The sequence below is a fragment of the Nocardioides sp. NPDC127514 genome (genome assembly GCF_040302125.1).
Classification (GTDB): Bacteria; Actinomycetota; Actinomycetes; order Propionibacteriales; family Nocardioidaceae; genus Nocardioides.
This window is the reverse complement of record NZ_JBEORF010000054.1, coordinates 1-25634: the sequence shown is the minus strand read 5'-3', so window position 1 is coordinate 25634 and position 25634 is coordinate 1. Positions and strand designations below refer to the sequence as shown.

26 protein-coding genes and 2 pseudogenes are annotated in these 25634 nt (G+C 68.4%); 16 read left to right on the top strand and 12 right to left on the bottom strand.

What is annotated here, in order from left to right; genetic code table 11:
• The 13 genes and pseudogenes from ABTX24_RS29280 to ABTX24_RS29220 form a co-directional block, all read left to right on the top strand.
• A pseudogene (locus ABTX24_RS29280) lies at positions 1 to 208 on the top strand (ABC transporter substrate-binding protein); the annotation flags it as partial.
• Between the two features lie 3 nt (positions 209 to 211).
• A complete protein-coding gene (locus ABTX24_RS29275; protein WP_350844674.1) occupies positions 212 to 1204 on the top strand; it encodes a carbohydrate ABC transporter permease in 993 nt (330 codons plus the stop codon).
• A complete protein-coding gene (locus tag ABTX24_RS29270; protein WP_350715593.1) occupies positions 1201 to 2031 on the top strand; it encodes a carbohydrate ABC transporter permease in 831 nt (276 codons plus the stop codon). The genes ABTX24_RS29275 and ABTX24_RS29270 overlap by 4 nt, the downstream gene beginning before the upstream one ends.
• The gene (locus ABTX24_RS29265) at positions 2028 to 3497 is read left to right on the top strand and encodes a glycoside hydrolase family 1 protein (protein ID WP_350844672.1); all 1470 of its coding nucleotides are present in this window, start codon (positions 2028 to 2030) and stop codon (positions 3495 to 3497) included. The genes ABTX24_RS29270 and ABTX24_RS29265 overlap by 4 nt, the downstream gene beginning before the upstream one ends.
• A 14-nt stretch (positions 3498 to 3511) precedes the next feature.
• Entirely contained in the window at positions 3512 to 4507 is a 996-nt protein-coding gene (locus ABTX24_RS29260) for a LacI family DNA-binding transcriptional regulator (protein ID WP_160029437.1), read from the top strand.
• 114 nt (positions 4508 to 4621) lie between these two features.
• Positions 4622 to 6439, top strand: coding sequence for a diaminobutyrate--2-oxoglutarate transaminase (gene ectB / locus ABTX24_RS29255; protein WP_350844670.1), 1818 nt, complete (start codon positions 4622 to 4624; stop codon positions 6437 to 6439).
• 28 nt (positions 6440 to 6467) lie between these two features.
• Positions 6468 to 6902 (top strand): ectoine synthase, encoded by a 435-nt coding sequence (locus ABTX24_RS29250; RefSeq protein WP_160026802.1) that lies wholly within the window; start codon positions 6468 to 6470, stop codon positions 6900 to 6902.
• Positions 6899 to 7798 carry an ectoine hydroxylase gene (gene thpD / locus ABTX24_RS29245; RefSeq protein ID WP_160026801.1) on the top strand — a complete coding sequence of 300 codons (900 nt, stop codon included), beginning with the start codon at positions 6899 to 6901 and terminating at the stop codon, positions 7796 to 7798. The genes ABTX24_RS29250 and thpD overlap by 4 nt, the downstream gene beginning before the upstream one ends.
• Positions 7799 to 7912: 114 nt before the next feature.
• Positions 7913 to 8248, top strand: coding sequence for a DUF4333 domain-containing protein (locus ABTX24_RS29240; protein WP_350715602.1), 336 nt, complete (start codon positions 7913 to 7915; stop codon positions 8246 to 8248).
• Positions 8249 to 8327: 79 nt separating this feature from the next.
• Positions 8328 to 8837 carry a hypothetical protein gene (locus ABTX24_RS29235; protein WP_160026799.1) on the top strand — a complete coding sequence of 170 codons (510 nt, stop codon included), beginning with the start codon at positions 8328 to 8330 and terminating at the stop codon, positions 8835 to 8837.
• A 36-nt stretch (positions 8838 to 8873) separates the two neighbouring features.
• Entirely contained in the window at positions 8874 to 9356 is a 483-nt protein-coding gene (locus tag ABTX24_RS29230; protein WP_201451218.1) for a MarR family winged helix-turn-helix transcriptional regulator, read from the top strand.
• A gap of 89 nt (positions 9357 to 9445) precedes the next feature.
• The gene (gene icmF / locus ABTX24_RS29225; protein WP_350844667.1) at positions 9446 to 12562 is read left to right on the top strand and encodes a fused isobutyryl-CoA mutase/GTPase IcmF; all 3117 of its coding nucleotides are present in this window, start codon (positions 9446 to 9448) and stop codon (positions 12560 to 12562) included.
• 76 nt (positions 12563 to 12638) lie between these two features.
• Positions 12639 to 13402: pseudogene (locus ABTX24_RS29220) on the top strand (helical backbone metal receptor).
• On the opposite strand, the gene ABTX24_RS29215 reads toward ABTX24_RS29220, so the two are convergent.
• Genes ABTX24_RS29215 through ABTX24_RS29205 form a run of 3 tightly spaced genes read right to left on the bottom strand, consistent with a single transcriptional unit; the run spans position 13350 to position 15673 of the window.
• The gene (locus ABTX24_RS29215; protein WP_350844665.1) at positions 13350 to 13721 is read right to left on the bottom strand and encodes a YrdB family protein; all 372 of its coding nucleotides are present in this window, start codon (positions 13719 to 13721) and stop codon (positions 13350 to 13352) included. The pseudogene ABTX24_RS29220 and the gene ABTX24_RS29215 sit on opposite strands and share 53 nt — an antisense overlap.
• Before the next feature lie 29 nt (positions 13722 to 13750).
• Positions 13751 to 14506, bottom strand: coding sequence for a DinB family protein (locus ABTX24_RS29210; protein WP_350844663.1), 756 nt, complete (start codon positions 14504 to 14506; stop codon positions 13751 to 13753).
• 30 nt (positions 14507 to 14536) lie between these two features.
• Positions 14537 to 15673 carry a helix-turn-helix transcriptional regulator gene (locus tag ABTX24_RS29205; protein WP_350844661.1) on the bottom strand — a complete coding sequence of 379 codons (1137 nt, stop codon included), beginning with the start codon at positions 15671 to 15673 and terminating at the stop codon, positions 14537 to 14539.
• 109 nt (positions 15674 to 15782) lie between these two features.
• On the opposite strand from ABTX24_RS29205, the gene ABTX24_RS29200 reads away from it, so the two are divergent.
• The gene (locus ABTX24_RS29200; RefSeq protein ID WP_201451216.1) at positions 15783 to 16268 is read left to right on the top strand and encodes a hypothetical protein; all 486 of its coding nucleotides are present in this window, start codon (positions 15783 to 15785) and stop codon (positions 16266 to 16268) included.
• Between the two features lie 24 nt (positions 16269 to 16292).
• Here ABTX24_RS29200 and ABTX24_RS29195 read toward each other — a convergent pair whose 3' ends face one another.
• The 5 genes from ABTX24_RS29195 to ABTX24_RS29175 form a co-directional block, all read right to left on the bottom strand.
• On the bottom strand, positions 16293 to 17051 hold the full coding sequence (locus tag ABTX24_RS29195; RefSeq protein WP_350844659.1) for an enoyl-CoA hydratase-related protein: 759 nt from the start codon (positions 17049 to 17051) through the stop codon (positions 16293 to 16295).
• A 48-nt stretch (positions 17052 to 17099) separates the two neighbouring features.
• Positions 17100 to 18476 (bottom strand): ABC transporter substrate-binding protein, encoded by a 1377-nt coding sequence (locus ABTX24_RS29190; RefSeq protein ID WP_350844658.1) that lies wholly within the window; start codon positions 18474 to 18476, stop codon positions 17100 to 17102.
• A gap of 43 nt (positions 18477 to 18519) precedes the next feature.
• Entirely contained in the window at positions 18520 to 19377 is an 858-nt protein-coding gene (locus tag ABTX24_RS29185) for a carbohydrate ABC transporter permease (RefSeq protein WP_350844656.1), read from the bottom strand.
• The gene (locus ABTX24_RS29180) at positions 19374 to 20288 is read right to left on the bottom strand and encodes a carbohydrate ABC transporter permease (RefSeq protein ID WP_350844654.1); all 915 of its coding nucleotides are present in this window, start codon (positions 20286 to 20288) and stop codon (positions 19374 to 19376) included. Before ABTX24_RS29180 ends, ABTX24_RS29185 begins: the two co-directional genes overlap by 4 nt.
• A 97-nt stretch (positions 20289 to 20385) precedes the next feature.
• Positions 20386 to 21060, bottom strand: coding sequence for a dihydrofolate reductase family protein (locus tag ABTX24_RS29175; protein WP_350844652.1), 675 nt, complete (start codon positions 21058 to 21060; stop codon positions 20386 to 20388).
• Between the two features lie 43 nt (positions 21061 to 21103).
• Between ABTX24_RS29175 and galE the strand changes: the two genes are divergently transcribed.
• On the top strand, positions 21104 to 22081 hold the full coding sequence (galE, locus tag ABTX24_RS29170; protein WP_160026790.1) for a UDP-glucose 4-epimerase GalE: 978 nt from the start codon (positions 21104 to 21106) through the stop codon (positions 22079 to 22081).
• A 121-nt stretch (positions 22082 to 22202) separates the two neighbouring features.
• On the opposite strand, the gene ABTX24_RS29165 is transcribed toward galE, so the two are convergent.
• From ABTX24_RS29165 to ABTX24_RS29155, 3 genes are all read right to left on the bottom strand, one after another.
• Positions 22203 to 22766 carry a hypothetical protein gene (locus ABTX24_RS29165; protein WP_350844650.1) on the bottom strand — a complete coding sequence of 188 codons (564 nt, stop codon included), beginning with the start codon at positions 22764 to 22766 and terminating at the stop codon, positions 22203 to 22205.
• Positions 22744 to 23109, bottom strand: coding sequence for a helix-turn-helix domain-containing protein (locus tag ABTX24_RS29160; RefSeq protein WP_457162905.1), 366 nt, complete (start codon positions 23107 to 23109; stop codon positions 22744 to 22746). The genes ABTX24_RS29165 and ABTX24_RS29160 overlap by 23 nt, the downstream gene beginning before the upstream one ends.
• 216 nt (positions 23110 to 23325) lie before the next feature.
• Positions 23326 to 24282: an asparaginase gene (locus ABTX24_RS29155; RefSeq protein ID WP_350844648.1), complete on the bottom strand. Its 957-nt coding sequence runs from the start codon at positions 24280 to 24282 to the stop codon at positions 23326 to 23328.
• Between the two features lie 28 nt (positions 24283 to 24310).
• Between ABTX24_RS29155 and ABTX24_RS29150 the strand changes: the two genes are divergently transcribed.
• Complete coding sequence (locus tag ABTX24_RS29150) at positions 24311 to 25246, top strand: sulfite exporter TauE/SafE family protein (protein ID WP_160026787.1); 936 nt, start codon at positions 24311 to 24313, stop codon at positions 25244 to 25246.
• Positions 25247 to 25264: 18 nt separating this feature from the next.
• Here the strand turns inward: ABTX24_RS29150 and ABTX24_RS29145 are convergent.
• On the bottom strand, positions 25265 to 25634 hold a 370-nt coding region (locus tag ABTX24_RS29145; RefSeq protein ID WP_350844646.1), incomplete at its 5' end, for a sugar nucleotide-binding protein.

Genomic DNA, 25634 nt, shown 5'->3' with positions numbered 1-25634 from the left:
CGCCACGGACCCCTACTTCAACAACGCCCCGACCTCGCAGATCCTGGCCAGCCGCGCCGAGGCCGTGCCGGCGGGCGTCCCGTTCAAGGGTGACAAGTACTCCGACATCCTGGGCCTCTTCCAGCAGGCGATCCGACGTGTCGACGAGGGCACCGACCCCGAGAAGTCGTGGGCGACCTTCCTCGAGGGCGTCGAAGGAATGTCCTGATCCATGCCGACCACCACCTCTGCCCCGGTCGAGAACGCCACCCCGGCGCCCTCGACCGGGGCAGCACCCCGCCGCCAGGCGTGGCGTAACCGGCTCTCCCGGTGGGACTTCAAGCTCTCGCCCTACCTCTACGTCGCGCCGTTCTTCCTGGTGTTCATCGTCATCGGGCTCTACCCGATGCTCTACACCGGCTACCTGTCCTTCTTCTCCTGGCCTGCGTACGGGTCCGAGGTCGGCCCGTGGGTCGGCTGGGACAACTACGCCCACGTGCTCGGTGACTCGGTCTTCCGCAAGGCCTTCTGGAACACCATCGGGATCTTCCTGCTCTCCTCGGTGCCGCAGATCATCGTGGCGACGATCCTCGCCGCGCTGCTCGACACCCAGCTCCGTGGCCGCACCCTGTGGCGGATGAGCATCCTGCTGCCCTTCGTGGTCGCCCCCGCGGCGTCCGCGATGATCTTCGGCGCGATCTTCGCCGACGGCACCGGCCTGATCAACCAGACGCTCGCCGAGTTCGGCCTTCCGAAGGTGCCCTGGCACGCCGACCGGTTCGCCAGCTGGACCGCGATCGCCACCATGGTCAACTGGCGCTGGACGGGCTACAACGCGCTGATCATCCTCGCCGCCATGCAGGCGATCCCGCGAGACCTCTACGAGGCGGCCGACATCGACGGCGCCTCCAAGGTGAGGCAGTTCTTCCACGTCACCCTGCCCTCGATCCGGCCGACGATGATCTTCGTCATCGTCACCTCGACCATCGGTGGCCTGCAGATCTTCACCGAGCCGCGGATCTTCGACACCAACCTGCGGTTCCAGGGCGGCTCCGACTTCCAGTACACGACCTTGACGATGTACGTCTTCAACACCGCCCAGACCACGACCAACCCGTATCCGCGTGCGGCGGCCGCCGCCTGGGTGCTCTTCCTCATCATCGTGGGGATCGCCTTGGTCAACTTCCTGGTCACCCGGGCCGTTCAGCGTAGGAGCCTCCGATGAGCAAGAGACCTGGATTCCTCGTGTACGGCCTGCTCACAGCGTTCCTGATCGGGTCGGCCTTCCCCCTCTACTGGTCGTTCGTCATCGGGTCCGTGACCCGCCAGCGGGCGATCCAGTCGCCTCCCCCGCTGGTCCCGGGCGGACACTTCTTCGACAACGCCGCCCGGGTCTTCGACCGAATCGACTTCTGGACGGCGCTGCTCAACTCGATCATCGTCTCCGGGGTCTCGGCGGCATCGGTGGTGCTGTTCTCGACCCTGGCCGGCTACTCCTTCGCCAAGCTCCGCTTCCGCGGAGCCAACGCGGCGATGGTCTTCGTGGTCGCGACCTTGGCGGTGCCGACCCAGCTCGCACTGGTGCCGATGCTCAAGCAGTTCTCCAGCCTCGGCCTGACCGGCACCCTCCCTGCCGTGATCCTGCCGTGGCTGGTGACCGCGTTCGGCGTCTTCTTCATGCGGCAGTACCTGGTCGACGCGATCCCCGACGAGCTCATCGACGCAGCCCGCGTCGACGGTGCGTCCATGATCCGTACGTTCTGGACAGTCGCCCTCCCCGCCGCACGACCGGCCATGGCGATCCTCGGCCTGTTCACCTTCATGCAGGTGTGGACCGACTTCATGTGGCCGCTGATCGTGCTGCAGGGCTCCGACGTACAGACCCTGCAGACCGCGCTGGACGCGCTCAAGGTCGCGCCCGGACAGGGGCATGCCGACATGGCGCTGGTCCAGGCCGGAACGATCCTCGCGACCGTGCCCCTACTTCTGTTGTTCATCGCCACCGGCCGCCACCTGGTGTCCGGCATCATGCAAGGAGCCGTCAAGGGATGAATCTCTCGACACACCCAGCCCGCGCCGAGCGTACGTTTCCCCAGGACTTCCTCTGGGGTGCGGCGACGGCTTCCTACCAGATCGAGGGAGCCATCGACGAGGACGGACGCACGCCCAGCAACTGGGACACCTTCACGAAGGTGCCGGGGGCGATCCTCAACGGCGACACCGGGGAGGTGGCCTGCGACCACTACCACCGGGTGCCCGAGGACGTCGCGCTGATGAAGCGCCTCAACCTGGCCTCGTACCGGTTCTCGACGGCGTGGCCGCGGATCCGTCCCGACGGCGGGAAGGTCAACCAGGCAGGACTCGACTTCTACAGCCGTCTCGTCGACGAGCTTCTCGAGGCCGAGATCGCGCCGTGGATCACGCTCTACCACTGGGACCTGCCGCAGGCGCTGGAGGACCAGGGCGGCTGGACCAGCCGGGACACCGCCTACCGGTTCGTGGAGTACTCCACGACCGTCTACGACGCGCTCTCCGACCGCGTCGACAACTGGACGACGCTGAACGAGCCGTGGTGCTCGGCGTTCCTCGGCTACTCCGGTGGCCAGCACGCGCCGGGTCGCCAGGAGGGCGTGGCCGGCATCGTCGCGGCCCACCACCTCATGCTCGGGCACGGGCTCGTGATCAACGAGCTGCGCTCCCGCGGCGCGACGCCGGAGAACGGCAAGTCGCTCGGCATCACCCTCAACCCGACGGTCGTCGACCCCTACGACGCCGACCGTCCCGAGGATGTCGACATGACCCGGCGGATCGATGGTCTGCACAACCGGGTGTTCCTCGACCCGCTGTTCCGGGGCAAGTACGCCGACGACCTGGCCGCGGACACCGAGGGCCTGACCTTCCAGGGCCGGCCGTGGCAGGACTGGGTGCTCGAGGGCGACCTGGAGGTCATCTCCGCGCCGCTCGACGTGCTCGGGGTCAACTTCTACTTCGGCAACGCCATCGCGGCGGAGCCGTTCGAGATCGACCCCGACCAGGTGCTGGGCAGCCGGCTCGTTCACTCCGACCTGCCGCGGGGGAACCCCTACCCCGGCGCCGAGTTCGTCACCCCACGTACGGGCCGTGACACGACCGCCCGCGACTGGGAGATCGACCCGGTCTGGCTGACCCGGCTGCTGACCCGGCTCAGCGGTGAGTACGGCGCCCCGCCCATCTACATCACCGAGAACGGGGCCTACTACGATGATGTGGTGGAGGATGGCGCCGTGCACGACAGCGCCCGACTCGACTACATCGACACGCACCTGCGCGCCACCCTCGACGCGATGGAGCAGGGTGCGGACGTACGCGGCTACTTCGCCTGGTCCCTGCTCGACAACTTCGAGTGGAGCTACGGCTACGCGCACCGGTTCGGGATCGTGCACGTGGACTTCGAGACCCAGGTGCGTACGCCGAAGGACAGCGGCCTCTGGTTCGCCGATGTCGCGGCCAACAATCGGGTGCCGGCCCGGAAGGAATAGGCACTGTCGTGAACATGCCCACGCTCGACGAGGTCGCTCGGCTGGCTGGTGTCAGCCGGGCGACCGCGTCGCGCGCCATCAACGGCGGCTCCCGCGTCTCCGCGAAGGCCGCTGAGGCCGTGTCCGAAGCGGTCCGCACGCTCGGCTACACCCCCAACCCGGCGGCGCGGTCGCTGGTCACGCGGCGCACCGACTCGGTCGCGCTGGTCGTGCCCGAGCCCGACGAGCGGGTCTTCTCCGACCCGTTCTTCGCGCGCACGCTGCACGTCGTCACGCGGGTCTTGTCCGAGCGCGACCTGCAGGTGGTGCTGCTGATCGCACAGGGCGGCGAGGAGGAGCGGATGCTGCGGTACCTGCGCGGACGCCACGTCGACGGGGCCATCGTCGTCTCTCACCACCGCAGCGACGCCCTTCCGGACCATCTGGCCGCTATCGGACTGCCGAACGTCTTCATCGGCCGCCCTTGGACCAGCGAGGACTTGGTGTCCTACGTCGACAGCGACAACGTCGGCGCCGGGCGGCAGGCGACCCGCGTCCTGGTCGATCGCGGCTGCCGAAGGATCGGCACCATTGCCGGACCAGCCGACATGCACGCCGGCTGGGACCGGCTGACCGGCTGGCGGGCCGAGCTCGCCGAGAATGGCCTGTCGGACGAGGCCATGGTCGAAGGCGACTTCACCGAGGACGGCGGCGCGGTCGCCTGCGGGCGCCTCCTCGACGCCCACCCCCACCTCGACGGCATCTTCGCTGCCTCGGACCTGATGGCTGCCGGCGCCCTGCGCTGCCTGGGCGAGCGCGGCCTGCGCGTGCCCGATGACATCGCCCTGATCGGCTTCGACGACCTGGGCACGGCAGCACGCACGCTTCCGCCGCTCACCACCATGACCAACCCGATCGTCGCGATGGCCACCGAGGCTTGCCGGCTTCTCCTCGCCCAGCTCGACGGCACCACCACCCTCCCGCGGCGGGTCGTCTTCGCGCCCGAGCTGGTGCGGCGTACGTCTGCCTGACCTGACGCCCCGCTCGGTACGCCCGCATATCGGAGTGCGGACGCGACCCGGGCATGCCCGCGGCAAGGCTGTTAGCGTCGTGCGGCGATGCCACATCGCAATTCGACTGGCAGCGTGCCCCGCCTGAAGTCGGCTTCCCGAGTCGACTTCCGCTCACCGGACCTCGAGGACGGTCAGCACCTGTGGCGGATGGCAACGAAATCTCGGGTACTCGACGTCAATGCCTCGTACGCCTACCTGCTGTGGGCACGCGACTTCGCAGAGACGTCGCTCATCGCGACCGTCGATGACGATCCAGGAGGATTCGTCACCGGCTATCTCCGTCCGGACGATCCGGAGAGCCTGATGATCTGGCAGGTCGCCGTCGACGAGCAGCACCGCGGCCAGGGCCTGGCCCGCCGCATGCTCGACGAGCTCGTCGACCGCCTCACCGTCGACCAGGGCGTACGCCACCTGGAGACGACCATCACCGCGGACAACAGCGCCTCCATCGCCCTGTTCACCTCGTTCGCGAACGCACGCGGCGCCCCGATCGAGCGCACGCCGCTCTTCGAGCCCGCGATGTTTCCCGACGGGCACGACGCGGAGCTGCTGTTCCGCATCGGCCCGTTCCCACCCGCACGACCCGATCACGGAGGTGTCATACCCATGACGACGACCACCGAGCCTGCCACTGCGATCTTCGACTCCCTGGAGTCACAGGTACGCAGCTACTGCCGCAGCTGGCCCGCCGTGATGACCCACTCCCAGGGCGCCACCGTCACCAGCGAGGACGGGACCGAGTACCTGGACTTCTTCGCCGGGGCCGGCGCGCTCAACTACGGGCACAACAACCCCGCGCTGCTCGAGCCGCTGCTCGACTATCTGCGCGAGGGCCGCATCCTGCACTCCCTGGACATGCACACCAGCGCGAAACGGGACTTCCTGCAGACCTTCTCGGACCTGATCCTCGAGCCGCGCGACCTCGACTACAAGGTGATGTTCCCCGGTCCGACCGGGACCAACTCCGTCGAGGCCGCGCTCAAGCTGGCGCGCAAGGTGACCGGGCGACAGCACGTGCTGTCGTTCACCAACGCGTTCCACGGGATGACGCTCGGCTCGCTCGCGGTGACCGGCAACTCGATGAAGCGCAAGGGCGCGGGCATCCCGCTGACCAACAGCTCGAAGATCCCGTACGACGACTACTTCAACGGTGCCGTCGACGACTTCATGTGGCTGGAGCGGGTGCTCCAGGACAGCGGCTCCGGCGTCGACAAGCCGGCCGCGATCATCGTGGAGTCCGTCCAGGGCGAGGGCGGCCTCAACGCCGCCCGGCTGGAGTGGCTCAAGGCGCTCTCGGACCTGTGCCGCGAGTACGACATCATCTTGATCGTCGACGACGTGCAGGCCGGCTGCGGACGTACCGGCACCTTCTTCAGCTTCGAGGAGGCCGGGTTCTCCCCCGACATCGTCTGTCTGTCGAAGTCGATCTCCGGCTTCGGCCTGCCGATGGCGCTGACCCTGATCCGGCCCGAGCTGGACCAGTTCGAGCCCGGTGAGCACAACGGCACCTTCCGCGGTCACAACCTCGCCTTCGTCACCGGCCGGGCGGCGCTGGAGACGTACTGGGCCGACGACTCCTTCCAGAAGGACGTCCAGGCGAAGGCCGCCGAACTGCGGGACGGGCTGACCAAGGTCGCCGAGCGGTACGAGGGTGCGACCGTCCGCGGCCGCGGCCTGCTGACCGGCGTCGCCTTCCCGGACGTCAGCGCGGCCGGGAAGATCGCGACGGCGGCGTACGAGCGCGGCCTGCTGGTCGAGACCTCCGGCCCCGAGGACGAGGTGCTCAAGACGATGCCGCCGCTGACCATCACCTCCGAGGAGCTCGCCCGCGGCCTCGCCATCGTCGAGGAGGCCACCGCGTCCGTCCTCGGCGACGGCAACCCGGCCTGACCTCCCCCGACTGCTGAAACGAGAGAACATGCGCGTCACCTATCTGGAAGACCTCGACGAGACCGACCGAGACGTACGCGTCGAGTCCGAGCACGGCACCTGGCGCAGCCGCCGGATCGTGCTGGCCCGCGAGGGCGTCGGCTTCTCCTTCCACGAGACCAACATCCCCGCCGGGACGACGAACGAGTTCTGGTACGCCAACCACATCGAGTGCGTCTACTGCGTCGGCGGCGAGGGCGAGCTCCTCGACCGCGAGACCGGAGAGACGTACGAGATCCGCGACGGGATGTGCTACCTGCTCGACAAGCACGACAAGCACACCGTCACCGCCCATACCGATCTGCGCCTGATCTGCACCTTCAACCCGCCGGTCACCGGCCGGGAGGTGCACGACGAGGACGGCGTCTACCCGCTCCTCACCGAGCCCGACGCCAGCAACCCGACCGAGGAGGTACCTGCATGACCGCTGCGATCGAACACGTCGAGGACGTGTACCCCACCCGTCTCGAAGAGGGCTTCAGCACGCTCCCCCGCCAGGACAAGGTCGTCTGGGGCACCGCGGCCGACGGGCCGATGGACCAGCAGACGCTCGACTCCTACGACGAGCGCGGCTACCTGACCGTCCCCGAGCTGATCACGCGCGAGGAGGTCGCGGAGCTGCGCGCCGAGCTGCACCGGCTCAGCAACGACCCGGACACCCGGGCCGACGAGCGCACCATCATCGAACCCGCCTCGCAGGAGGTGCGCTCGATCTTCGAGGTGCACAGGACCAGCGACCTCATCGCCCGGCTGGCAGCCGACCCGCGCGTGGTCGGCCGGGCCCGGCAGGTCCTGGGGTCGGACGTCTACATCCACCAGAGCCGGATCAACTTCAAACCCGGCTTCGGCGGCGGTGACTTCTACTGGCACTCCGACTTCGAGACCTGGCACGCCGAGGACGGCCTGCCCCGGATGCGGACCGCCAGCATCTCGATCTCGCTGACCGACAACCACTCCTTCAACGGGCCGCTGATGATCATGCCCGGCACGCACCGGACGTACGTCTCGTGCGGCGGCGCCACTCCCGAGGACAACTACAAGTCCTCGCTGGTGATGCAGGGGGCGGGCACCCCGGACCAGGAGACCATCACGAAGATGGCGGACACCTACGGGATCGACGTGCTCGCCGGCGCCGCCGGCAGCGCGGTCATGTTCGACTGCAACTGCATGCACGGGTCCAACGGCAACATCACGCCCTACCCGCGCTCGAACGTCTTCCTGGTGTTCAACAGCGTGGAGAACACCGCGGTCGAGCCGTTCTCGGCCCCGAGGCCGCGGCCCACGTTCATCGGGGCGCGCGACTTCACGCCGGTGGGCTGACCCCTCCGCCGCCCGGCCGCCGGCCCCATCGGGGTCGGCGGCCGTTCGCGTCTGCGCGCCCGTGCTGGTGCGGCGTACGTCTGCCTGATCTTTGCCTACCCCTAGTCTGTGCGCATGACACGCACCCGCGCCTTCTCGGGCGCCACCACCGGCGCGGCACTGCTCGTGCTGCCGCTCGGTCTGTCTCTGACGGCCTGCGGCGGCTCGGACAAGGACTACGTGCAGGAGAAGACGGTCGAGCGGATCGCGACCGAGCAGCTCACCAACGCCATCGGCGTCACGCCCGAGGATCTCGACTGCCCCGGTGATCTCGAGGGCAAGGTCGGCACGGAGATGACCTGTGTCCTCACCTCCGAGGGCGAGAAGTACGACGCGATCCTCACCGTCGACGACGTCGACGGTGGCCGGGTCCACTTCCAGATCGACGTGCCGCCCAACGCCACGGAGTGAACCCACAGAGTCCCCGGAACCGATAACCTCTTGAGACGTGTCCCCTCATGCGAGGCCCTTCTTCGAACATGTCGCGCGCGTGTGCGATGGAACGCCCTACAAGGCGACCGAGACCGCGCGCGGTTTCGACGTGGAGCTCGACCTGGCCGACGAACGCTGGCACTCCATGCTGCTGGCCGCCAAGCTGCACTGGGTCTTCACCTACCACGTCTCGATGCCGACCCGGAGCTCGTACGCGATCATCGAGGACACCCGCAGCCTCGTCTGGTTCGGCGACGTGCCGCACACGCAGCGGACCGGCGTACGCCGCATCGAGGCCGATGACGAGCAGACCGACCAGGGCGTGTGGACCGTGCACGACCCCGAGGCCGTTCCCGACACGGACCAGTACCGTTTCGACGCCGAGGAGGGGCGCACGCTGATCACCAGCGTCGCTCGGCTCTACGCGCTGCAGCAACGCGGCGCGCGCCACGAGGGGGCGGGCTTCTCCGTCGCCGTCGGCCTGGTCGTGACGCTCTCGGTGATCGCGACCCTCATCGGCGTCGCGGTGATTCTCAACCTTCTCGGGACGTTCGGCGCGCCGTCGTAATCAATTCGTAAAGCCATCTGTGTGATGCTGGCCCGCATGGATCCGATCGGCGAGGCGAAACGGCAGTGGATCGCGCACGGCTGGGCCGATGCCGCCGACGGGATGGCGCTGGTGACCTCGCTCGTGCGCGTACACCAGCTCGTCATGGAGCGCGTCGACGCCGCGCTGCGCCCCCACGACCTCTCCTTCGCCCGCTACGAGGTGCTTCGCCTCCTCTCCTTCACCCAGGACGGCCAGCTCCCGATGGCCAAGCTCGGCTCCCGCCTCCAGGTCCACCCCGCCTCGGTGACCAGCGCCGTCGCCCGCCTGGAGAAGCAGGGCTTCGTACGCCGCAGCCGCTCCGCCGACGACGGGCGCGTGGTCCTCGCCGCCATCTCCGACGCCGGGCGCGAGGTCGTCGAGGCGGCCACCATCTCGCTCAACAGCGAGGTCTTCGAGAAACCCGGCATCGACGACGTGCACGGCCTGACCGCGCTGCTCACCCAGCTCCGCGCGGCCTCGGGGGATGCCGTCGGCTGAGACGCCGACGTCGCGTACTGGCAAGTACGCCAGGGACGACCTATGCTGGAATTACTTGGACGTCCAACTATTCCCTGGGAGCACCGCCCATGTCCGACCTCCACATCCCCCAGAACCACGTACGGATCGTGACCGCGAGCAGTCTGTTCGACGGTCACGACGCGGCGATCAACATCATGCGCCGGATCTTCCAGGCGCAGGGATGTGAGGTGATCCACCTCGGCCACAACCGCTCGGTGACCGAGATCGCCGACGCCGCCGTCCAGGAGGACGCGCACTGCGTGGCGGTCTCCTCCTACCAGGGCGGACACGTGGAGTTCTTCGAGTATCTGGTGTGCGCCCTCAAGGAGCGCGGCGCCGGCCACGTCAAGGTCGTGGGCGGTGGCGGCGGCGTCATCGTTCCCTACGAGATCGAGCGGCTGGCCAACTCCGGCGTCAAGATCTTCTCCCCCGAGGACGGCCAGCGGCTGGGGCTCCCGGGGATGATCAACACGGTCGTACGCGACATCGACCGCGACCTGTGGCCCACCTTCCCCATCACCCCCAACGGCGTGATCGCCGGCTACGGGCTCTCCATCGGACGCGCGATCACCGGCGCCGAGCAGGGCCGGCTCCCCGAGGACTTCCTGACCCGGCTGCGTGAGGCCGACCAGGCCGTCGTGCTCGGTGTCACCGGCACCGGCGGCTCCGGCAAGTCCTCGCTCACCGACGAGCTGGTCCGGCGGCTGCGGGTCGACCAGGAGGACAAGATCCGCATCGGCGTACTCGCCATCGACCCGACCCGGCGGCGCGGCGGCGGCGCGCTGCTGGGCGACCGCATCCGGATGAACTCGCTCGCCGCCATCACCGACGGTGGCTCGACGACGTACTACCGCTCCCTCGCCACGCGCGGCGGTCACGAGGTGCCCGAGCACTTCGGCGACGTGCTGACCGTGATGAAGGCCGCCGTCGACCTCGTCATCGTCGAGACCCCCGGCATCGGCCAGGGCGACACCGGGATCAGCGACTTCGTCGACGTCTCGCTCTACGTGATGACGCCCGAGTTCGGCGCCGCGTCGCAGCTGGAGAAGATCGACATGCTCGACTTCGCCGACGTCGTGGCGATCAACAAGTTCGAGCGGCGCGGGGCCGAGGACGCACTGCGCGACGTGTCCCGCCAGCTCGTCCGCAACCGGGAGGCGTTCACCTCCTCCCCCGACGACATGCCCGTCTTCGGCACCTCGGCCGCCGCCTTCGACGACGACGGCGTCACCGCGCTCTACCAGCACCTGCGCGGGCTCCTCGCCGAGGCGGGTCTCGCCATCAGCGAGGGCGTCCTTCCCCGGGTCTCGACCCGCCACTCGACCGGCCTCCACCCGATCATCCCCGAGAAGCGCGTCCGCTACCTCGCCGACATCGCGGGCGACGTACGCGACTACCACGCCCGCACCGTCGAGCTCGTCGCCGCGGCGCGGAAGGAGCAGGCCTACGAGATCGTGGCCGCGGACCACCCCGAGCTCGAGGCTCCTGCCAGCGAGATCCCCGACGACCTGCGCAAGCAGCTCTCCTCTTGGCAGGAGACCAGGGAGACGTACGCGGCTGACGAGAGCGGCCGCACGTCGCTCGCCGGCAACTACATCCCGCGAGTGTCGACCCCGCGCTACACCGACCGCGGCGAGCTGACCCGGTTCCTGCGCAACGAGAACCTGCCCGGGTACTTCCCGTTCACCGCGGGCGTCTTCCCCTACAAGCGAGCCAACGAGGATCCCGCGCGGATGTTCGCCGGCGAGGGCGACCCGTTCCGCACCAACCGCCGCTTCAAGCTGCTCTCCGAGGGCCAGCCGGCGACCCGGCTCTCGACCGCGTTCGACTCGGTCACCCTCTACGGCCGTGACCCCGACGTACGCCCCGACATCTACGGCAAGGTCGGCACCTCCGGCGTCTCGGTGGCGACGCTGGACGACATGAAGGCGCTCTACGACGGCTTCGACCTGCTGGCCCCGACGACCTCGGTGTCGATGACGATCAACGGTCCGGCGCCGACGATCCTGGCGTTCTTCCTCAACACCGTGATCGACCAGGCGCGCGAGCGCGGTATCGACCCGGCGAAGGCGCTGCAGACGGTCCGCGGCACGGTCCAGGCCGACATCCTCAAGGAGGACCAGGGCCAGAACACCTGCCTGTTCTCCACGGAGTTCTCGCTGCGCTGCATGGCCGACATCCAGGAGTGGTTCATCGAGAACGGTGTGCGCAACTTCTACTCGGTGAGCATCTCCGGCTATCACATCGCCGAGGCCGGGGCGAACCCCATCTCCCAGCTCGCCTTCACGCTCGCCAACGGCTTCACCTATGTGGAGTCCTACCTGGCCCGCGGCATGGACATCGACGACTTCGCTCCCAACCTGTCCTTCTTCTTCTCCAACGGGATGGACCCGGAGTACTCCGTCATCGGCCGCGTCGCCCGCCGGATCTGGGCGATCGCGATGCGGGAGCGCTACGGCGCCTCGGAGCGCTCGCAGAAGCTGAAGTACCACATCCAGACCTCGGGCCGGTCGCTGCACGCGCAGGAGATGGACTTCAACGACATCCGCACCACGCTGCAGGCGCTCATCGCGATCTACGACAACGCCCAGTCGCTGCACACCAACGCCTTCGACGAGGCTGTGACCACCCCGTCGGAGGAGTCGGTGCGGCGCGCCCTGGCGATCCAGCTGATCATCAACCGCGAGTGGGGCCTGGCGTTCAACGAGAACCCGCTCCAGGGCTCCTTCATCATCGACGAGCTCACCGACCTCGTCGAGGAGGCCGTACTGAAGGAGTTCGACCGGATCTCCGAGCGCGGCGGCGTGCTCGGCGCGATGGAGACCGGCTACCAGCGCGGAAAGATCCAGGACGAGTCGATGCTCTACGAGCACCGCAAGCACGACGGCACGCTGCCGATCGTCGGCGTCAACACGTTCGTACGTGACACCAACGGCGCCCCCGCCGGCCCCGTCGAGCTCGCCCGTGCGACCGAGACCGAGAAGAAGTCCCAGCTCGACCGCGTCCACGCCTTCCAGGCCGCCCACTCCCGTGAGGCGGAAGAGGCGATCGTACGTCTCAAGCAGGCCGCCACCTCCGACGAGAACGTCTTCGCCGCGCTCATGGACGCGGCCCGGGTCTGCTCGCTCGGCCAGGTCACCGAGGCGTTCTTCGAGGTCGGCGGACAGTATCGGCGCAACGTGTGAGGGGTGGCTGTTCACCGAGGTGACTCGGTGAACAGCCACATCCCTCGTGGAGTTCCACGAAGGAAGCGAGCGTTGAGTGAGTTACCTCGGTGAGCATTCGGGCCGACCCGACGACCTGGGCACCACGTACGACGGCCCGCACCCCGCGACCCGGGTGGTCTCGCTCGTCCCGTCGCTGACCGAGGCGCTCGTCTCGATCGCGGCGGACCGAGTCGTCGGGGCGACTGACTGGTGCACGCATCCGGCAGACCTCGACGTGCCGCGCGTGCGCGGTACCAAGAACCCGGATCTGGCCGCGATCGCGGCGCTGGCACCGGACGTGGTGGTGGCGAACAAGGAGGAGAACCGGGAGCTGGACGTACGCCGGCTGCGGGAGCGGGGTGTCCGGGTCTGGGTCACGGACATCGAGACGGTCCCCCAGGCGATCGCGTCCATGGAGAACCTTCTCGACGGCCTCGGCTGGGACCGCCCGGGATGGCTCGCGGAGGCTCGCCGGCTCTGGTGCGGGCCGCTCCCCGGGTCACTCGCCGGGTCGTGGTGCCGATCTGGCGGGACCCGTGGATGGTGGTCGGCTCACGGACGTTCACCGGAGACCTGCTGCGGCGGCTGGGCTGGGAGAACGTCTTCGGCGAGCACGCGGACCGCTATCCGCACGTCGAGCTGGCCGAGATCGACGGCGTCGGAGCCGATGCCGTGCTGCTGCCCGACGAGCCGTACGTCTTCACCGCCGAGGACGGCCCGGAGGCGTTCTCGTGGACGCCGACCGAGCTGGTCAGCGGCCGGCTGATCACCTGGTACGGACCGAGTCTGGTCGAGGCACATCGTTGGGCAGCCGGCTGATCGCCGGCACCTGAGCCAACCCGTTGATGATGACCGAGAAGATCAGCAGCGCGAGCGCCCATCCCGGCTGACCCGCGTCCAGGAGCGCCAGCGAGGCGAGCCCGAACACGATCACCTTGGCCACCGGCCGGATCACGGGACCACCGCGAGGCGCTTTCGGTGAGGCGAACAACCACCAGACGAACATCGCCACCAGCGGCAGGAGCCAGACCAACAGCCATCGCGGGTCGTGCTGCCACCCCCAGACGCCGAAGGCGGCCATCGCCAGCAGCTCATCGACGAACACCAGAGTCAGCACGAACCAGCCGAAGACCTTCACGGCGGTCAGCGTAGGGGCACCGCCCCGCCTCAACCAGCGGTTAATGCAGCCAGGTCGCGTACGGCGTAGCGGTGGTGCTCGGCCTCCTCGGCGAGGACGACCTTGAGGCAGCGGCGCACGGTGTAGTCGGCCTCGGGATCGTTGCCGATCGGCTTGCGGGTGCAGAGCCGGTCGAGGTCCGCGTCGGTGACCCCCGAGACGAACTCGCGCATCGTGCCCATCCGGGCCAGGCGTGGCTCCAGGATCTCCTCCAACGACGGGTCCGCGTCGACGGTGAGTCCGTCGACTCCGTCAGGGGCGCCGCCTGGACCGAACCCGAGCGGGTTGTACGGCGAGTCCTCCTCGAGGACCGGGTTTCCGAGCCACTTGTCGCTCGCGTAGAGCAGATGGCGCTGGGTCTCGATGAACGACCACTCCTCGTCGACCCGCCGACGATGCAGCTCCTCCGGCAGAGCCCGGACCCGCTCGAACGTCGCCGCCCAGGTCGCCTCGATCGCCGCCCAGGCCGCACGGATCTCATCCGCCGCCTGCGCCTCGCGGGCCGGCGCCCGGTTGGGCTCGACACGATCGAGCTCGGCCTCGACGTACGCCGTCACGTCGATGTCGTTGACCACGACCCGCCCGAAGTCGCCGCCGAGATAGACGTCGCGGCCGTAGCAGTCGACGATCTTCACTCGCTCCTCGAACCAGCAGTCCCGGATCTCCAGACCACTGAGGTCGCTCTGCTTGATCAGCGCGTCCCGGAACTGGTCGGTCTCGACGTACGTCTTCTGCTCGGAAGGCATGCGTCATCGTCCGTCAACCTCGTCCGCAGGTCAACGGCTTTGCCAGGGCTCTCCGCGTAGCGGCTGCTCGTTCTGGGCGCGGCGCTCGTTGTCGCGGAGCCGAGGCTCGTAGTGGGCGAAGAAGACCTTGCCGACGAGGTCGCGGCGACTGTGGACACCGGTCTTGTCGAAGATGCTCTTCAGGTGCTGCTGGACGGTGTGGGCCGAGAGCACGAGGTCGGCGGCGATCTGCGCGGTCGACCTGCCTTGCAGGACGAGCCTGGTGACCTCCTTCTCGCGTTCGGTCAACCCATAGGCGGACATCAACAACGGGTACAGCCGGCCAGGATTGGCCGGCTCGATGATGATCGCGATGCGCGGGTCACCGGTCGAGGTCAGGCGAGCGCCGTGCAGGACGACCCAGATGCCGGTTCGTGACAGAACGCGGGACACGGCGATCTCGCCGCGGTCAGGATTCTCGGCCATGCCCAGCACCCGGCCGGCGAGGGTGAGCACCGAGGACGGCAGGCGACCGGCGTCCCAGTCACCGTCGGGCAGCTCGGACAACCAGCGCTCGACGCCCGGTGTGGCGGAGTCGACGTTCCAGCTGCGGTCGAGGATGAGCAGGCCCGGGGAGTCGGCGAATTCTGGCTCGCGGGCCTGCCCCACCAGCAGCGCCGCACGGGCACCTTCGGCGAGCGCCGGTGCGACCGACATGACGAAGGCCTTCTCGAGCTCGGTGAACATCGCGTCCCGCGGTTCGCGGTAGAGACCCAGAGCTCCCCAGACTTCACCAGAACGGGTGCGGAGCCTGGCGATGAGCTCCTGGTCCCCTCCCATGGCCATGTTCCGGTGCCACCGCGGGCTGGACGATGGATCGCCGCCGGTCGCCTCGTGCAGGGTCGAGATACCCGAGGTCGAGCGGGCCACATCGGTGAGCTGATGGACGTCGTTGGCGTAGTACTCGGCAGCGAGCCACTCCCCGGGAAACTCGGCAAGACCGAGGTGGAAGTGACTGGTCATCAACAGCGAGCTGGGATCCAAGGTGTAGAAGCACGGTGTCCAGAAGTGTGGGACGACCCGTTGGAGGACCTCGGTGGTCTCGTTCCAGAGCGACACGAGATCGCGCGGCTCGGCGCAGAGCCGGGTGATCTTCTCCGCGCCCCGCCGCATCGTGTCGGCGCTCATCCACCCACCGTAGGCTCAACCGAGCGGCCCCGGAATGCCAGATTGGTGGTATATCGCGCCGTCCGCCGTCTTCCTAGCATCGTCGCAGGACGAGTGCGAGGAGCGCGCGATGACACAGACGAGGACACGGACGTCGACGAGGGTGCGGCTGGCGCCACCGCCACCGGCCCTGATGCGGATGGTCAATCCCCTGGTCAGGCGGGTCCTGACCGATCCTCGGCTGGGCCCACGCATCGCCCTCAAGGCGCTGCTGGAGTTCACCGGCCGACGCAGCGGCAGGACGCTGCGGGTGCCGGTGTGCCTGCACACGATCAACGGCATCCCGACGGTGTTCACCGAGCGGCCATGGCGGTTCAACTTCACCGACCCCGCACCGGTGACCGTCACTCAGCAGGGCCGCGTACGGCACGGCCGAGCCGTCCTCCTGCAGACCACACCGTTGCAGGTCGGCACCGCTCTGCGCGCAGCCCTGGACAACGGTGCGTCGCCGTTCGAGCTCGGGCTGAAGGTCAGCGGCTCCCAGGAGCCGACGATCGCGGACCTGTCCACCATCGAGCGCAGCATGATCCGCATCGACTTCGACGACGAGGCGTGACGTCGACGCGGACCTCGACGCGCCCTAGCGGAAGGCGGGCTTCTCCTTGGCCAGGAACGCGCGTACGCCCTCCTTGAAGTCGGCGCCGGTGTAGACCTCGCGCAGCAGGTCCTCGTCACCCTCCGGCGAGGCCTCCGACCGGGCGGCGTACGCGGCGAGCTGGCTCTTGGTGGCCCGGACCGTGACACCGGAGAGCGGCAGGATGCCCTCGACCAGCGCGTCGATCTCGTCGGCCAGCGAGTCGGTGACGGCGGTCAGCGCGCCGGTGGCGTAGGCGCGGTCAGCACCGACCAGGCGTGCCGCGAGCAGCATCTCGCGTACGACCGGCTCGCCGAAGACGGCGGCCGCGCGGTAGACGATGGATGCCGCAAGCGCGTTGCCGAGCGTCTTCGCGATCGGGTAGCCGAAGCGCGAGTGCGGCGTCGCGACCCGCAGGTCGCAGTGGGTCGCGACCGCGAGCCCGCCACCGACACAGACGCCGTCGACCGCGGCGATGGTGACCTGCGGGAGCGCGAACAGCTTCTCGAGCAGCGCGCGGATCCAGTCCTCATAGTCCACCGCGTCGCGGGAGAGGAAGTCGGAGATCTCGTTGCCGGCGGCGAACGCCCGTCCGCCGGTGCCGGTCAGCACCAGCACCTTCACCGACTCGTCGGTGGCCAGCTCGTCGCACAGGTCGTGCAGCGCGCCGTACATCTCCGCGGTGAAGGCGTTGTGCTTCTGCGGCCGGTTGAAGGTCACCTGTACGACGCCCGGGCGCCGCTCCACTACCAAGTCCTCGCTCACGAGAACCGAGCGTAGGGCACCCCGCGGGGTGCCCTACGCGGGTGCTCATCAGACGTGCGGCTTGACCTGGTCGGTGTAGATCTTCTCCAGCGCCGTCTTCAGGCTGTCCATCTCGGTCTGGACGTCCTTGTTCTCGGTGAGGATCGAGGCCATGTGGTTGGCCATCTCCAGGTCCCCACCGGGCAGGAAGACACGGGCGTAGTCCTGCGAGCGGGTGTTGGGGAGCTGGTCGATCGCGACCTGGGCCTGCGGGGTCTTCTTCAGGATCGCGGCGGGGTCGGCGGACTTGCGGATCGGCACGTAGCCGGTCGCTTCCGAGAACTTGATCGCCTGCTCGGGCTCGGTGAGGAACTTGATGAAGGTGCCGGCCGCGAGCTGCCGCTCGGGGCTGATGTCCTTCGGGATGCCGACGCCCGAGCCGCCGGTCGGGCAGATCCGCTCGGACTCCGCCGGCCCGGCGGGCAGCGGCGCGACGCCGACGTCGAACTTCGCCGAGGTGATCGCGTTGATCAGGTCACCGGTCGAGCCGACGGTGGCGCTGGCGACGCCCGCCGCGAAGTCCTGGATCTGGTCGACGCCGGCGACCCCGGCGACCTTGTCCTTGTAGACCCAGTCCTTGAGGAACGAGAGCGCCTCGACCGAGCTGGCCGAGTTGCAGGTGATGTCGAACGACTCCTCCTTCGACCAGCCACCACCCCAGCCCCACAGGTTGTTCTGCAGGGTCCAGCCGGCGTAGCCCGCCAGAGCGGGGAACTGGAAGGCGAACTTCGCGCCGCTGGTCGCGGCGAGCTTCATCTTCCACTCGCCGAACTCCTCCCAGGACTCCGGCCCCTCGTCGGGCAGCCCGGCCTTCTTCCAGTGGTCCTTGTTGTAGTAGAAGAGCGGCGTCGAGCGCGCCCACGGGACCGCCCAGTGGGCGTCGTCGTAGAGGTAGTCGCCCAGCAGCGAGTCGACGTAGTCGTCGGTGTCGAACTCGAGCGCCTCGAAGAGCGAGTCGAGCGGGATGATCTGGTCGTTCATCTTGTAGCGGAACCACCACACGTCCGACAGGTTGATGATGTCGGGCAGGTCGCCACCGGTCTGCGCGGTCTGGAACTTCTGCGCGATCTCCTCGTAGTCGGCCCCGGCCGTGACGAGCTTGACCGTGATGTCGGACTGGGAGGCGTTGAAGGCGTTGACGATCTCGGTGCTGACCTTGATCGAGTCACCCGGGTTGGAGGTCCAGAAGGTGACCTCCTTGGCCGGCTTCACGCCGCTGAAGTCGATCTGCTCGACCTTGCTGGCGCCGCCGCCTCCCCCGCTGGTCGAGGGGCCACCACCGCAGGCGGAGAGCGCCGCCGCGGAGATGCCCAGGGCGCTGAGGCCGAGGAACCGTCGTCGGTCCAGGATCAGACCCGAGCGATGCAGGTTGGACGAGGTGTTCATGAAGCATCCCTTTCCCTGTTGTGCCAACTGTGGGCTGAGAACGTCAGCCTTTGACGCCGCCTTGGGTGAAGCCGTTGACGATGTGCCGCTGCAGGAACGCGAAGACGACGAGGATCGGCAGCAGCACCATCACGGTGCCGGCCATCAGGACGCCGAACGAGCTGGCCGCGGACTCACTGTTCTGCAGCAGCGTCAGACCACGTGGCAGCGTCATCATCTCGGGATCGGTGATGATGATCAGCGGCCACAGGTAGTCGTTCCACTCGTAGACCACGTTGACCAGGGCCACGGTCGCGATCGACGGCAGCGACATCGGCACCACGCAGTGCCACAGCCTCCGCCAGTGGCCGGCGCCGTCGAGGTGAGCCGCCTCGATCACCTCGTAGGGCAGCTGCATGAAGGCCTGGCGCAGCAGGAACGTACCGAAGCCGGTGCCGAGACCGGGCAGGATGAGGCCCCAGTAGGTGTTCTCGCCACCGAGGCTGCTGATGAAGACGTAGTTGGGCAGCGCGGTGACCTGCGGCGGCACCATCATCGTGGCGAGCACGCCCCAGAAGATGTACTTCTTGCCGGGGAACTCGCAGAAGACCAGGCCGTACGCCGTCAGGATCGCCAGCAGCACCTTGAGCCCGGCGCCGACGACCGTGACGATGGTGGAGTTGAGGAAGAGCCGCCCGAAGGGGACCTTCTGCGCGGCCTCGGCGTAGTTCTCCGGCTTCCAGACCTCGGGGAAGACGACCAGGTCGGTGGTCGCCAGGTCGCCGGCGCCCTTGAAGGAGGCCAGGAACATGTAGCCGAGCGGCAGCACGACGATGAGCACGGCGAGCAGGAGCACCAGGTAGTCGCGTACGGTCAGCGGCGTCAGCCGCAGCTTGCGTGAGGGAGCCGTCGTCGTGCTCATCGGTAGTGGACCCGCCTCTCCACGACGATCAGCTGGATGAGCGTGATCACCACGAGGATCGCGAAGAGCACCGTGGAGAGCATCGCGGAGTAGCCCGCCTGGCTCTGCTCCTTGAAGCCGGTCAGATAGGCGTCGAAGATGAGCGTGCGGGCGCCGCGGCCGAGCTTGTCCATCGCGATCAGCAGGTCGAAGGCCTGCAGGCTGTTCAGGATCGTGGTGACCAGCAGGAAGAACGTGGTCGGCGACAGCAGCGGCAGGGTCACCGTGAAGAACCGCCTCACCGGGCCGGCGCCGTCGAGATCGGCCGCCTCCAGCACGTCGCCCGGCACCGCCTGCAGGCCGGCGAGGTAGATGACCGCGGCATAGCCGAGGTTCTTCCAGACGTAGACGATGATCACCATCGTCAGCGTCCACGGAGGCGAGTTGATCCACTCCGGGCTGTTCAGGCCGATGTCGCGCAGGATCGCCGAGAGCGCGCCGATGTTGGGGTCGAAGATGTAGAGCCAGGCGAGCCCGACGCCGTAGCCGGAGAGGATGTACGGCGCGAAGACCGTGGCCTGCGCGAACCCGGCGCCCGGAAGCTTTCGGTTGAGCGCCAGCGCGACACCCAGACCCAGGGCGAGGGTGAGGCCGACGGTCGCGACGGTGAAGATCGCCGTCGTGGTGAGCACCTTGCTCGCCTCGCCGGAGGTGAAGAAGTCGCGGTAGTTGCCCAGCCCGACGGGGGTCGCGAACTTCGAGCCCAGCGTCCAGTTGAGCGTGGAGTAGTAGATGTTCTGGAAGAGCGGTCGGTAGGTGAAGACCGCGATCAGAACGACGTTGGGCGCGACGAACGCGACAAAGATCAGCCACTCCCGTATGCGTCTTCCCGAGAGTGCCTGACGTGGTCGCTTGGTCGTGACGGCCGTCATACCTGGCACGATCGGTGAGTCAATCGGCTGGGTCGGACCCCGTCAAGAGTAAAACTCTTGGTCTCAAGATTTCGTTACCGGAAACTGACCGTGAACGTCATGGATTTACGAGCCAACGTCCGAGCAGCGTGCCCTCGTGCTCGATGAGCGAACCCAACGACACCGGTACGTCCGTGGGTGGCCCGGTCACGATCCGCCGGCCGTCGCCGGCGAGGAGCTTGGGCGTGATCGTGTGGCAGAGCTCGTCGACCACGCCGGCCTCGAGCAGCGAGCCGAGAAGGGCCGGCCCGCCCTCGCACAGCACATGCTGCATGCCCTCCTCGTGCAGCCGGTCGAGGAGCGCCGGCAGGTCGACCTCGGAGGTGCCGGTGACGTAGACGTTCTCCTCGCCGATCTCCTCGCGCGCCGCGTCCAGGCCGGGCGCTTCGGCCACCGTGGCGAGCCGGACCGCGCCGGGCTCGCAGCCGCGGAGACCGTCGGGGATCCGGCCGCGGCGGGAGACGACGACGATCGGCGCGCCCTTGGCCTGGTACGTCTCCGCGACGGCGGTCCCGGCGCCGACCAGAACGGCGTCGGCGAGGTCGCGCAGGACGTGGAAGACGTCGACGTCGACCGCGTTGTTGACCGTGCCGGAACGGCCGTCGGAGCCGGTCGCAGCACCGTCCAGGGAACTCACCATGTTGGCCCGCAGCCATGGCAGGCGGGGCGGCGCATAGATGGCCCGCAGGCCTTCAGGGGTCGTCGGGTCGCCGTCACCGTGCAGGAGCCTCACCCCGCAAACCTAACCGCTCAGGGCACCCCGCTATCTTCATCGCATGAGTTGGTTGGTTACCGGAGGCGCGGGCTACATCGGATCGCACGTCGTGCAGGCACTGCTCGACGCGGGCATGGAGCCGGTCGTCATCGACGACCTGTCCTCGGGGTTCGCGAAGTTCGTGCCCGACAACGTCACGTTCGTCGAGGCCACGCTGCTGGACAAGTCCGCGATCGAGCAGGCGATCTCCAACCACGGCGTCGAGGGAGTCATCCATCTCGCCGGCTTCAAGTACGCAGGCGTGTCGGTGCAGCGGCCGCTGCACACGTACGCACAGAACGTCACCGGCACCGCCAACCTCCTCGAGGCGATGACGGCCACCGGTGTCGACAAGCTGGTCTTCTCCTCCTCCGCCGCGACCTTCGGCACTCCGGACGTCGACCTGGTCACCGAGACCACGCCGACCAACCCGGAGAGCCCCTACGGCGAGTCGAAGCTGATCGGCGAGTGGCTGATCGCCGACGTGGCGCGCGCCGAGGGGCTCGCCCACACCAGCCTGCGCTACTTCAACGTCGTCGGGTCCGGCAGCAAGGACCTCTACGACACCAGCCCCCACAACCTCTTCCCGCTCGTCTTCGACGCGCTGGCCAAGGGCAAGACGCCGCAGATCAACGGCGACGACTACCCGACCCCCGACGGCACCTGCGTACGTGACTACGTGCACGTCGCCGACCTCGCCCACTCCCACGTCGTCGCCGCCAAGCGGCTCGCCGAGGGCAAGGACCTTGAGCCGGTCTACAACCTCGGCTCGGGGGACGGCTCCTCCGTACGGCAGATCATGGATGCCATCCGCGAGGTCACCGGCATCGACTTCGAGCCGGTCATCAAGCCGCGTCGCCCCGGCGACCCCGCCCGCATCGTCGCCACCGGCGAGCTCGCCCGGCGCGACCTCGACTGGGAGATGCGCCACGACCTGCGCTCCATGGTCGCCACCGCCTGGGAGGCCCGCCAGGCCGCCGGCGCCGACTACCCGAGCTGACTTCGGAGGGGATGTTCACCGAGGTAACTCGGTCAACGCCCACTTCCCTCGTGGAACTCGATGAAATAACCGACGGCTCACCGAGTTACCTCGGTGAGCCGTCGGGCATGAAGGGCCAGGATCAGGCCTTCTTGGCAGCCGTCTTCTTGGCCGGAGCCTTCTTGGCGGGGGCCGGCGTCTCGGCCGGAGCCTCGGCCTTCGGGGCCTCCGCCTTGGGAGCCTCGGCCTTGGGAGCCTCAGCCTTCGGAGCCTCGGCCGGGGCCTCAGCGGTCTCGGACTTCTTGAACTTCGCGACGAAGGTCTCACCGCGGGTGGCGAGCTTGTCGTAGGTGCCGGTGGCGGAGCCGGTGGTCTCGTCGAGCTTGGCCTTGACGGTGGTCTTCAGCTTCTCGGGGAGAACGGTGTACTGCTCCTTGGCCAGGGCCGGGAGGGACTTCGTGTCGAAGCCGGTCACGGTGGACTTGGCAGCGGTGGCCTTCTCGGTCGCCTGGGTGCGATAGGCGGTCGCCTTCTCGGTCGCCTTGGAGCGGGCGTCGGTCAGCTTGGTGGTCGCCTCGGAGCGGTAGCCGTCGACGCGCTTCTGCAGGTCGGTGGCGAGGTCCTTGACGGTCTCGTAGGCGAGGTCCGCGACACCGGCGACGGCGTTGAGGGGCTTGGTGGTCTCAATCTTGGGCAGGGTGGGCATCTGGGTTCTCCTCGTGATGGGGTTCAGCGGTTTCATCGGCGGCCGGCGCATCGTCGGTGACACGACTGTTGAGAGCAAGGAACGAGTGATAGACGTCGAGCAGCGAGTGCTTCTGCCGCTCGGTCAGGCTCGGGTCGGCGAGCACGGCGAGCTCCACGGACCCCCCGACGTTGGAGTCGGGGCTGAGGATCCCGGCACGGACATAGACCTGCTCCGCCGAGATACGCAGCGCCTTGGCGATCTGCTGGAGGACCTCAGCCGATGGCTTGCGCAGACCGCGCTCGATCTGGCTGAGGTAGGGGTTGGACACACCTGCTTGGTCGGCGAGCTGACGCAGAGACATCTCAGCCGAGATCCTCTGTTCCTTCAGATACTCGCCGAGCGTGCCAACCGCACTCGTGACCTTGCTCTTGACCATGACTCCAGTGTGCTAACAATTGCTAGCAAACACAAGGCCTGAGCAACCGAAGTGACACACATCACCCACTAGTTGCCTCATCAACCGGCGGAAACGCGCGAAACCACGCCATCCTCGACTCGCTAGCAGACCGCTAGCAGATCACAGAAGAGCGCGGATCTCCCCGACGCGTCGCCCGCCACCGAAGATCGGCGCGTCGCCGGTCGCGCGCACGGCATCGGCATCGACCCCGTCGAGGTCACCGACCCCGTCGCGCAGCAGCGCGGCGGCCATCACAGCGGCCCGCGCCCGGTCGCCGCCGTCGTCGGCCTTCAGCGCCCACGCGCGGCCGTCGGGAAGCGCGACGGCGTAGACCGCCTCGGCCCCCAGCTTGCCGATCAGCCCGGGTACGGCCCGGTGCAGCGCCACCTCGTCGCGGGTCGTGCCCGACACGTACTCGGGGTGGGACCGGATCGCCTCGGCGACCCGCGCGGCCGGGCCGTCGACCGCCGAGCCGATCATCGAGAACGCCCGCGCCAGACCGGTCAGCGACGTGGACAGGGCCGGCGCCCCGCAGCCGTCGACGGTGGCGTACGCGGTCTCGCCGGTGCACGCCTCGAGCACCTCCTGGATGCCCTCCTGGAGCGGGTGCTTCGGGTCCAAATAGTCCTCCAGCGGCCAGCCTGCCGCGACGCAGGTGGCCAGCATCGCGGCGTGCTTGCCGGAGCAGTTCATCGCCAGCCGGGTCTTCGGCTCGCCGCGACGGAGCGCCTCCTCCCGCGCCTCGACACCGAACGGGTAGTCCTCGATGTTGCCGAGCGCGGACTCGTCCAGGCCGACAGTGGCGAGGATGCGGCGTACGCCCTCCTGGTGGAACGCCTCGCCCGAGTGGGAGGCGCAGGCGAGGGCGAGCAGGTCGGGCGGCAGGTCGAGGCCGAGGATCACCATCGCGAGGGCCTGGACCGGCTTGTTCGAGGAGCGCGGCAGGATCGGGGAGTCGACGTCACCGAGCGACCAGCTCACGGTTCCGTCGGCCGCCAGGGAGACGGCGGAACCGTAATGGTGTCCCTCGACGAAGTCGGAGCGGATGATCTCGGCGAACGGCACTGGTGCTGGCATGGGGGCGAGACTATGTGAGAGTTGCCCCGTGTTCGCCGACCTCCTCACCCAAGACGCGCTCAGCGTGCTCGTGGTCAGCTTCGGCATCGGCATCGTCGTCGGGCTGACCGGCATGGGCGGTGGCGCCCTGATGACGCCGGCGCTGATCTTCCTCGGGGTGCCGCCGACGACCGCGGTCGCCAACGACCTCGTCGCCGCCTCGGTCAACAAGTCGGTCGGGGCCGCGGTGCACTGGCGCCACGGCTCGCCCAACATCAAGCTGGCGACGTACCTCATCATCGGCTCGGTGCCGTGCGCGTTCCTGGGCACCTTCGTCCACAAGCTGGCGCCGGGCGACACCGACCACTTCCTCAAGCTCGTCCTCGGCGGAGCCCTGCTGTTCGCGGCGGCGTCCTACATGTTCCGGATGTACCTGCAGCTACGTCTGGTCACCGGCGGCAACGAGGCTCCCGAGGAAGATCCCCGCCTGAAGCCGCTGCTCACCGTCGTCATCGGCGCGCTCGGCGGTCTGCTGGTCGGCATCACCTCGGTCGGCTCCGGCTCGGTCATCATGATCGCGCTGCTGCTGGTCTACCCGACCCTCTCCGCGGTGAAGCTGGTCGGTACGGACCTGCTCCAGGCGGTGCCGCTCGTCCTGGCCGCCGCGATCGGCCAGGTGCTCAACCACGGCGTCGAGTGGGCGGTGCTGATCCCGCTCATCCTCGGCGGCACCCCCGGCACGTTCCTCGGCTCCCGGATGGCGCGCTGGGTCTCCCAGTCGGTCATCCGGCGCGGCATCGTCATCATGCTGACGCTCTCCGGCGCCAAGATGCTCGGCGCCGACGCCACCTTCCTGCTGCTCCTCGGCGGCGCGATGCTGCTCCTCGGCCCGCTCCTGTGGGGCTTCATCCGACAGTCGCGCGGCCTGGAGGCCTTCGACAACAACGCCGCCGCCTGGCGGCTGCCGGAGCGTTCGGAGAAGTAGCACGGCCTGAGTCGGCCGTCAGGCCTTCAGGTAGCGGCGCAGGGCGTCGAGGTGGTCCTCGGGCTCGAACCCGGTGGCGGTGAGCTTGTCGAGGGACATCACCGAGTTGAGCGGTCGCGGCGCGACACCCTCCTTGCCCGCGAAGTAGGCCTCGGTCGAGGTCGCGCCCACATCAGCCCGGTCACGCCCCGACAGCGAGAACACCTCGGCGGCGATGTCCCGCCACGAGCACGGCTCCCCGGCGTTGGTGCAGTTGTAGACCCCGTACGCAGCCCCGGACCGGAGCAGGTGAGCGGTGGCCGCGGCGAGGGTGTCGGTGAAGGTGAGCCGGCCGATCTGGTCGTCGACCACGGTGGGCGATACGCCCTTCTCGGCGAGAGCCGCCATG

Excerpts from the sequence above, each read along its gene's own strand:
- ABTX24_RS29230 (WP_201451218.1), top strand. The coding sequence starts at position 8,874 with ATGGATCCGATCGGCGAGGCGAAACGGCAGTGGATCGCGCACGGCTGG.
- ABTX24_RS29260 (WP_160029437.1), top strand. The coding sequence starts at position 3,512 with ATGCCCACGCTCGACGAGGTCGCTCGGCTGGCTGGTGTCAGCCGGGCG.
- ABTX24_RS29185 (WP_350844656.1), bottom strand. The coding sequence starts at position 19,377 with ATGAGCACGACGACGGCTCCCTCACGCAAGCTGCGGCTGACGCCGCTG.
- ABTX24_RS29210 (WP_350844663.1), bottom strand. The coding sequence starts at position 14,506 with ATGCCTTCCGAGCAGAAGACGTACGTCGAGACCGACCAGTTCCGGGAC.
- ABTX24_RS29180 (WP_350844654.1), bottom strand. The coding sequence starts at position 20,288 with ATGACGGCCGTCACGACCAAGCGACCACGTCAGGCACTCTCGGGAAGA.
- icmF (WP_350844667.1), top strand. The coding sequence starts at position 9,446 with ATGTCCGACCTCCACATCCCCCAGAACCACGTACGGATCGTGACCGCG.
- ABTX24_RS29270 (WP_350715593.1), top strand. The coding sequence starts at position 1,201 with ATGAGCAAGAGACCTGGATTCCTCGTGTACGGCCTGCTCACAGCGTTC.
- ABTX24_RS29205 (WP_350844661.1), bottom strand. The coding sequence starts at position 15,673 with ATGAGCGCCGACACGATGCGGCGGGGCGCGGAGAAGATCACCCGGCTC.
- ABTX24_RS29160 (WP_457162905.1), bottom strand. The coding sequence starts at position 23,109 with ATGTCTCTGCGTCAGCTCGCCGACCAAGCAGGTGTGTCCAACCCCTAC.
- ABTX24_RS29165 (WP_350844650.1), bottom strand. The coding sequence starts at position 22,766 with ATGCCCACCCTGCCCAAGATTGAGACCACCAAGCCCCTCAACGCCGTC.
- ABTX24_RS29190 (WP_350844658.1), bottom strand. The coding sequence starts at position 18,476 with ATGAACACCTCGTCCAACCTGCATCGCTCGGGTCTGATCCTGGACCGA.
- galE (WP_160026790.1), top strand. The coding sequence starts at position 21,104 with ATGAGTTGGTTGGTTACCGGAGGCGCGGGCTACATCGGATCGCACGTC.
- thpD (WP_160026801.1), top strand. The coding sequence starts at position 6,899 with ATGACCGCTGCGATCGAACACGTCGAGGACGTGTACCCCACCCGTCTC.
- ABTX24_RS29155 (WP_350844648.1), bottom strand. The coding sequence starts at position 24,282 with ATGCCAGCACCAGTGCCGTTCGCCGAGATCATCCGCTCCGACTTCGTC.
- ABTX24_RS29265 (WP_350844672.1), top strand. The coding sequence starts at position 2,028 with ATGAATCTCTCGACACACCCAGCCCGCGCCGAGCGTACGTTTCCCCAG.
- ABTX24_RS29250 (WP_160026802.1), top strand. The coding sequence starts at position 6,468 with ATGCGCGTCACCTATCTGGAAGACCTCGACGAGACCGACCGAGACGTA.
- ABTX24_RS29275 (WP_350844674.1), top strand. The coding sequence starts at position 212 with ATGCCGACCACCACCTCTGCCCCGGTCGAGAACGCCACCCCGGCGCCC.
- ABTX24_RS29200 (WP_201451216.1), top strand. The coding sequence starts at position 15,783 with ATGACACAGACGAGGACACGGACGTCGACGAGGGTGCGGCTGGCGCCA.
- ABTX24_RS29240 (WP_350715602.1), top strand. The coding sequence starts at position 7,913 with ATGACACGCACCCGCGCCTTCTCGGGCGCCACCACCGGCGCGGCACTG.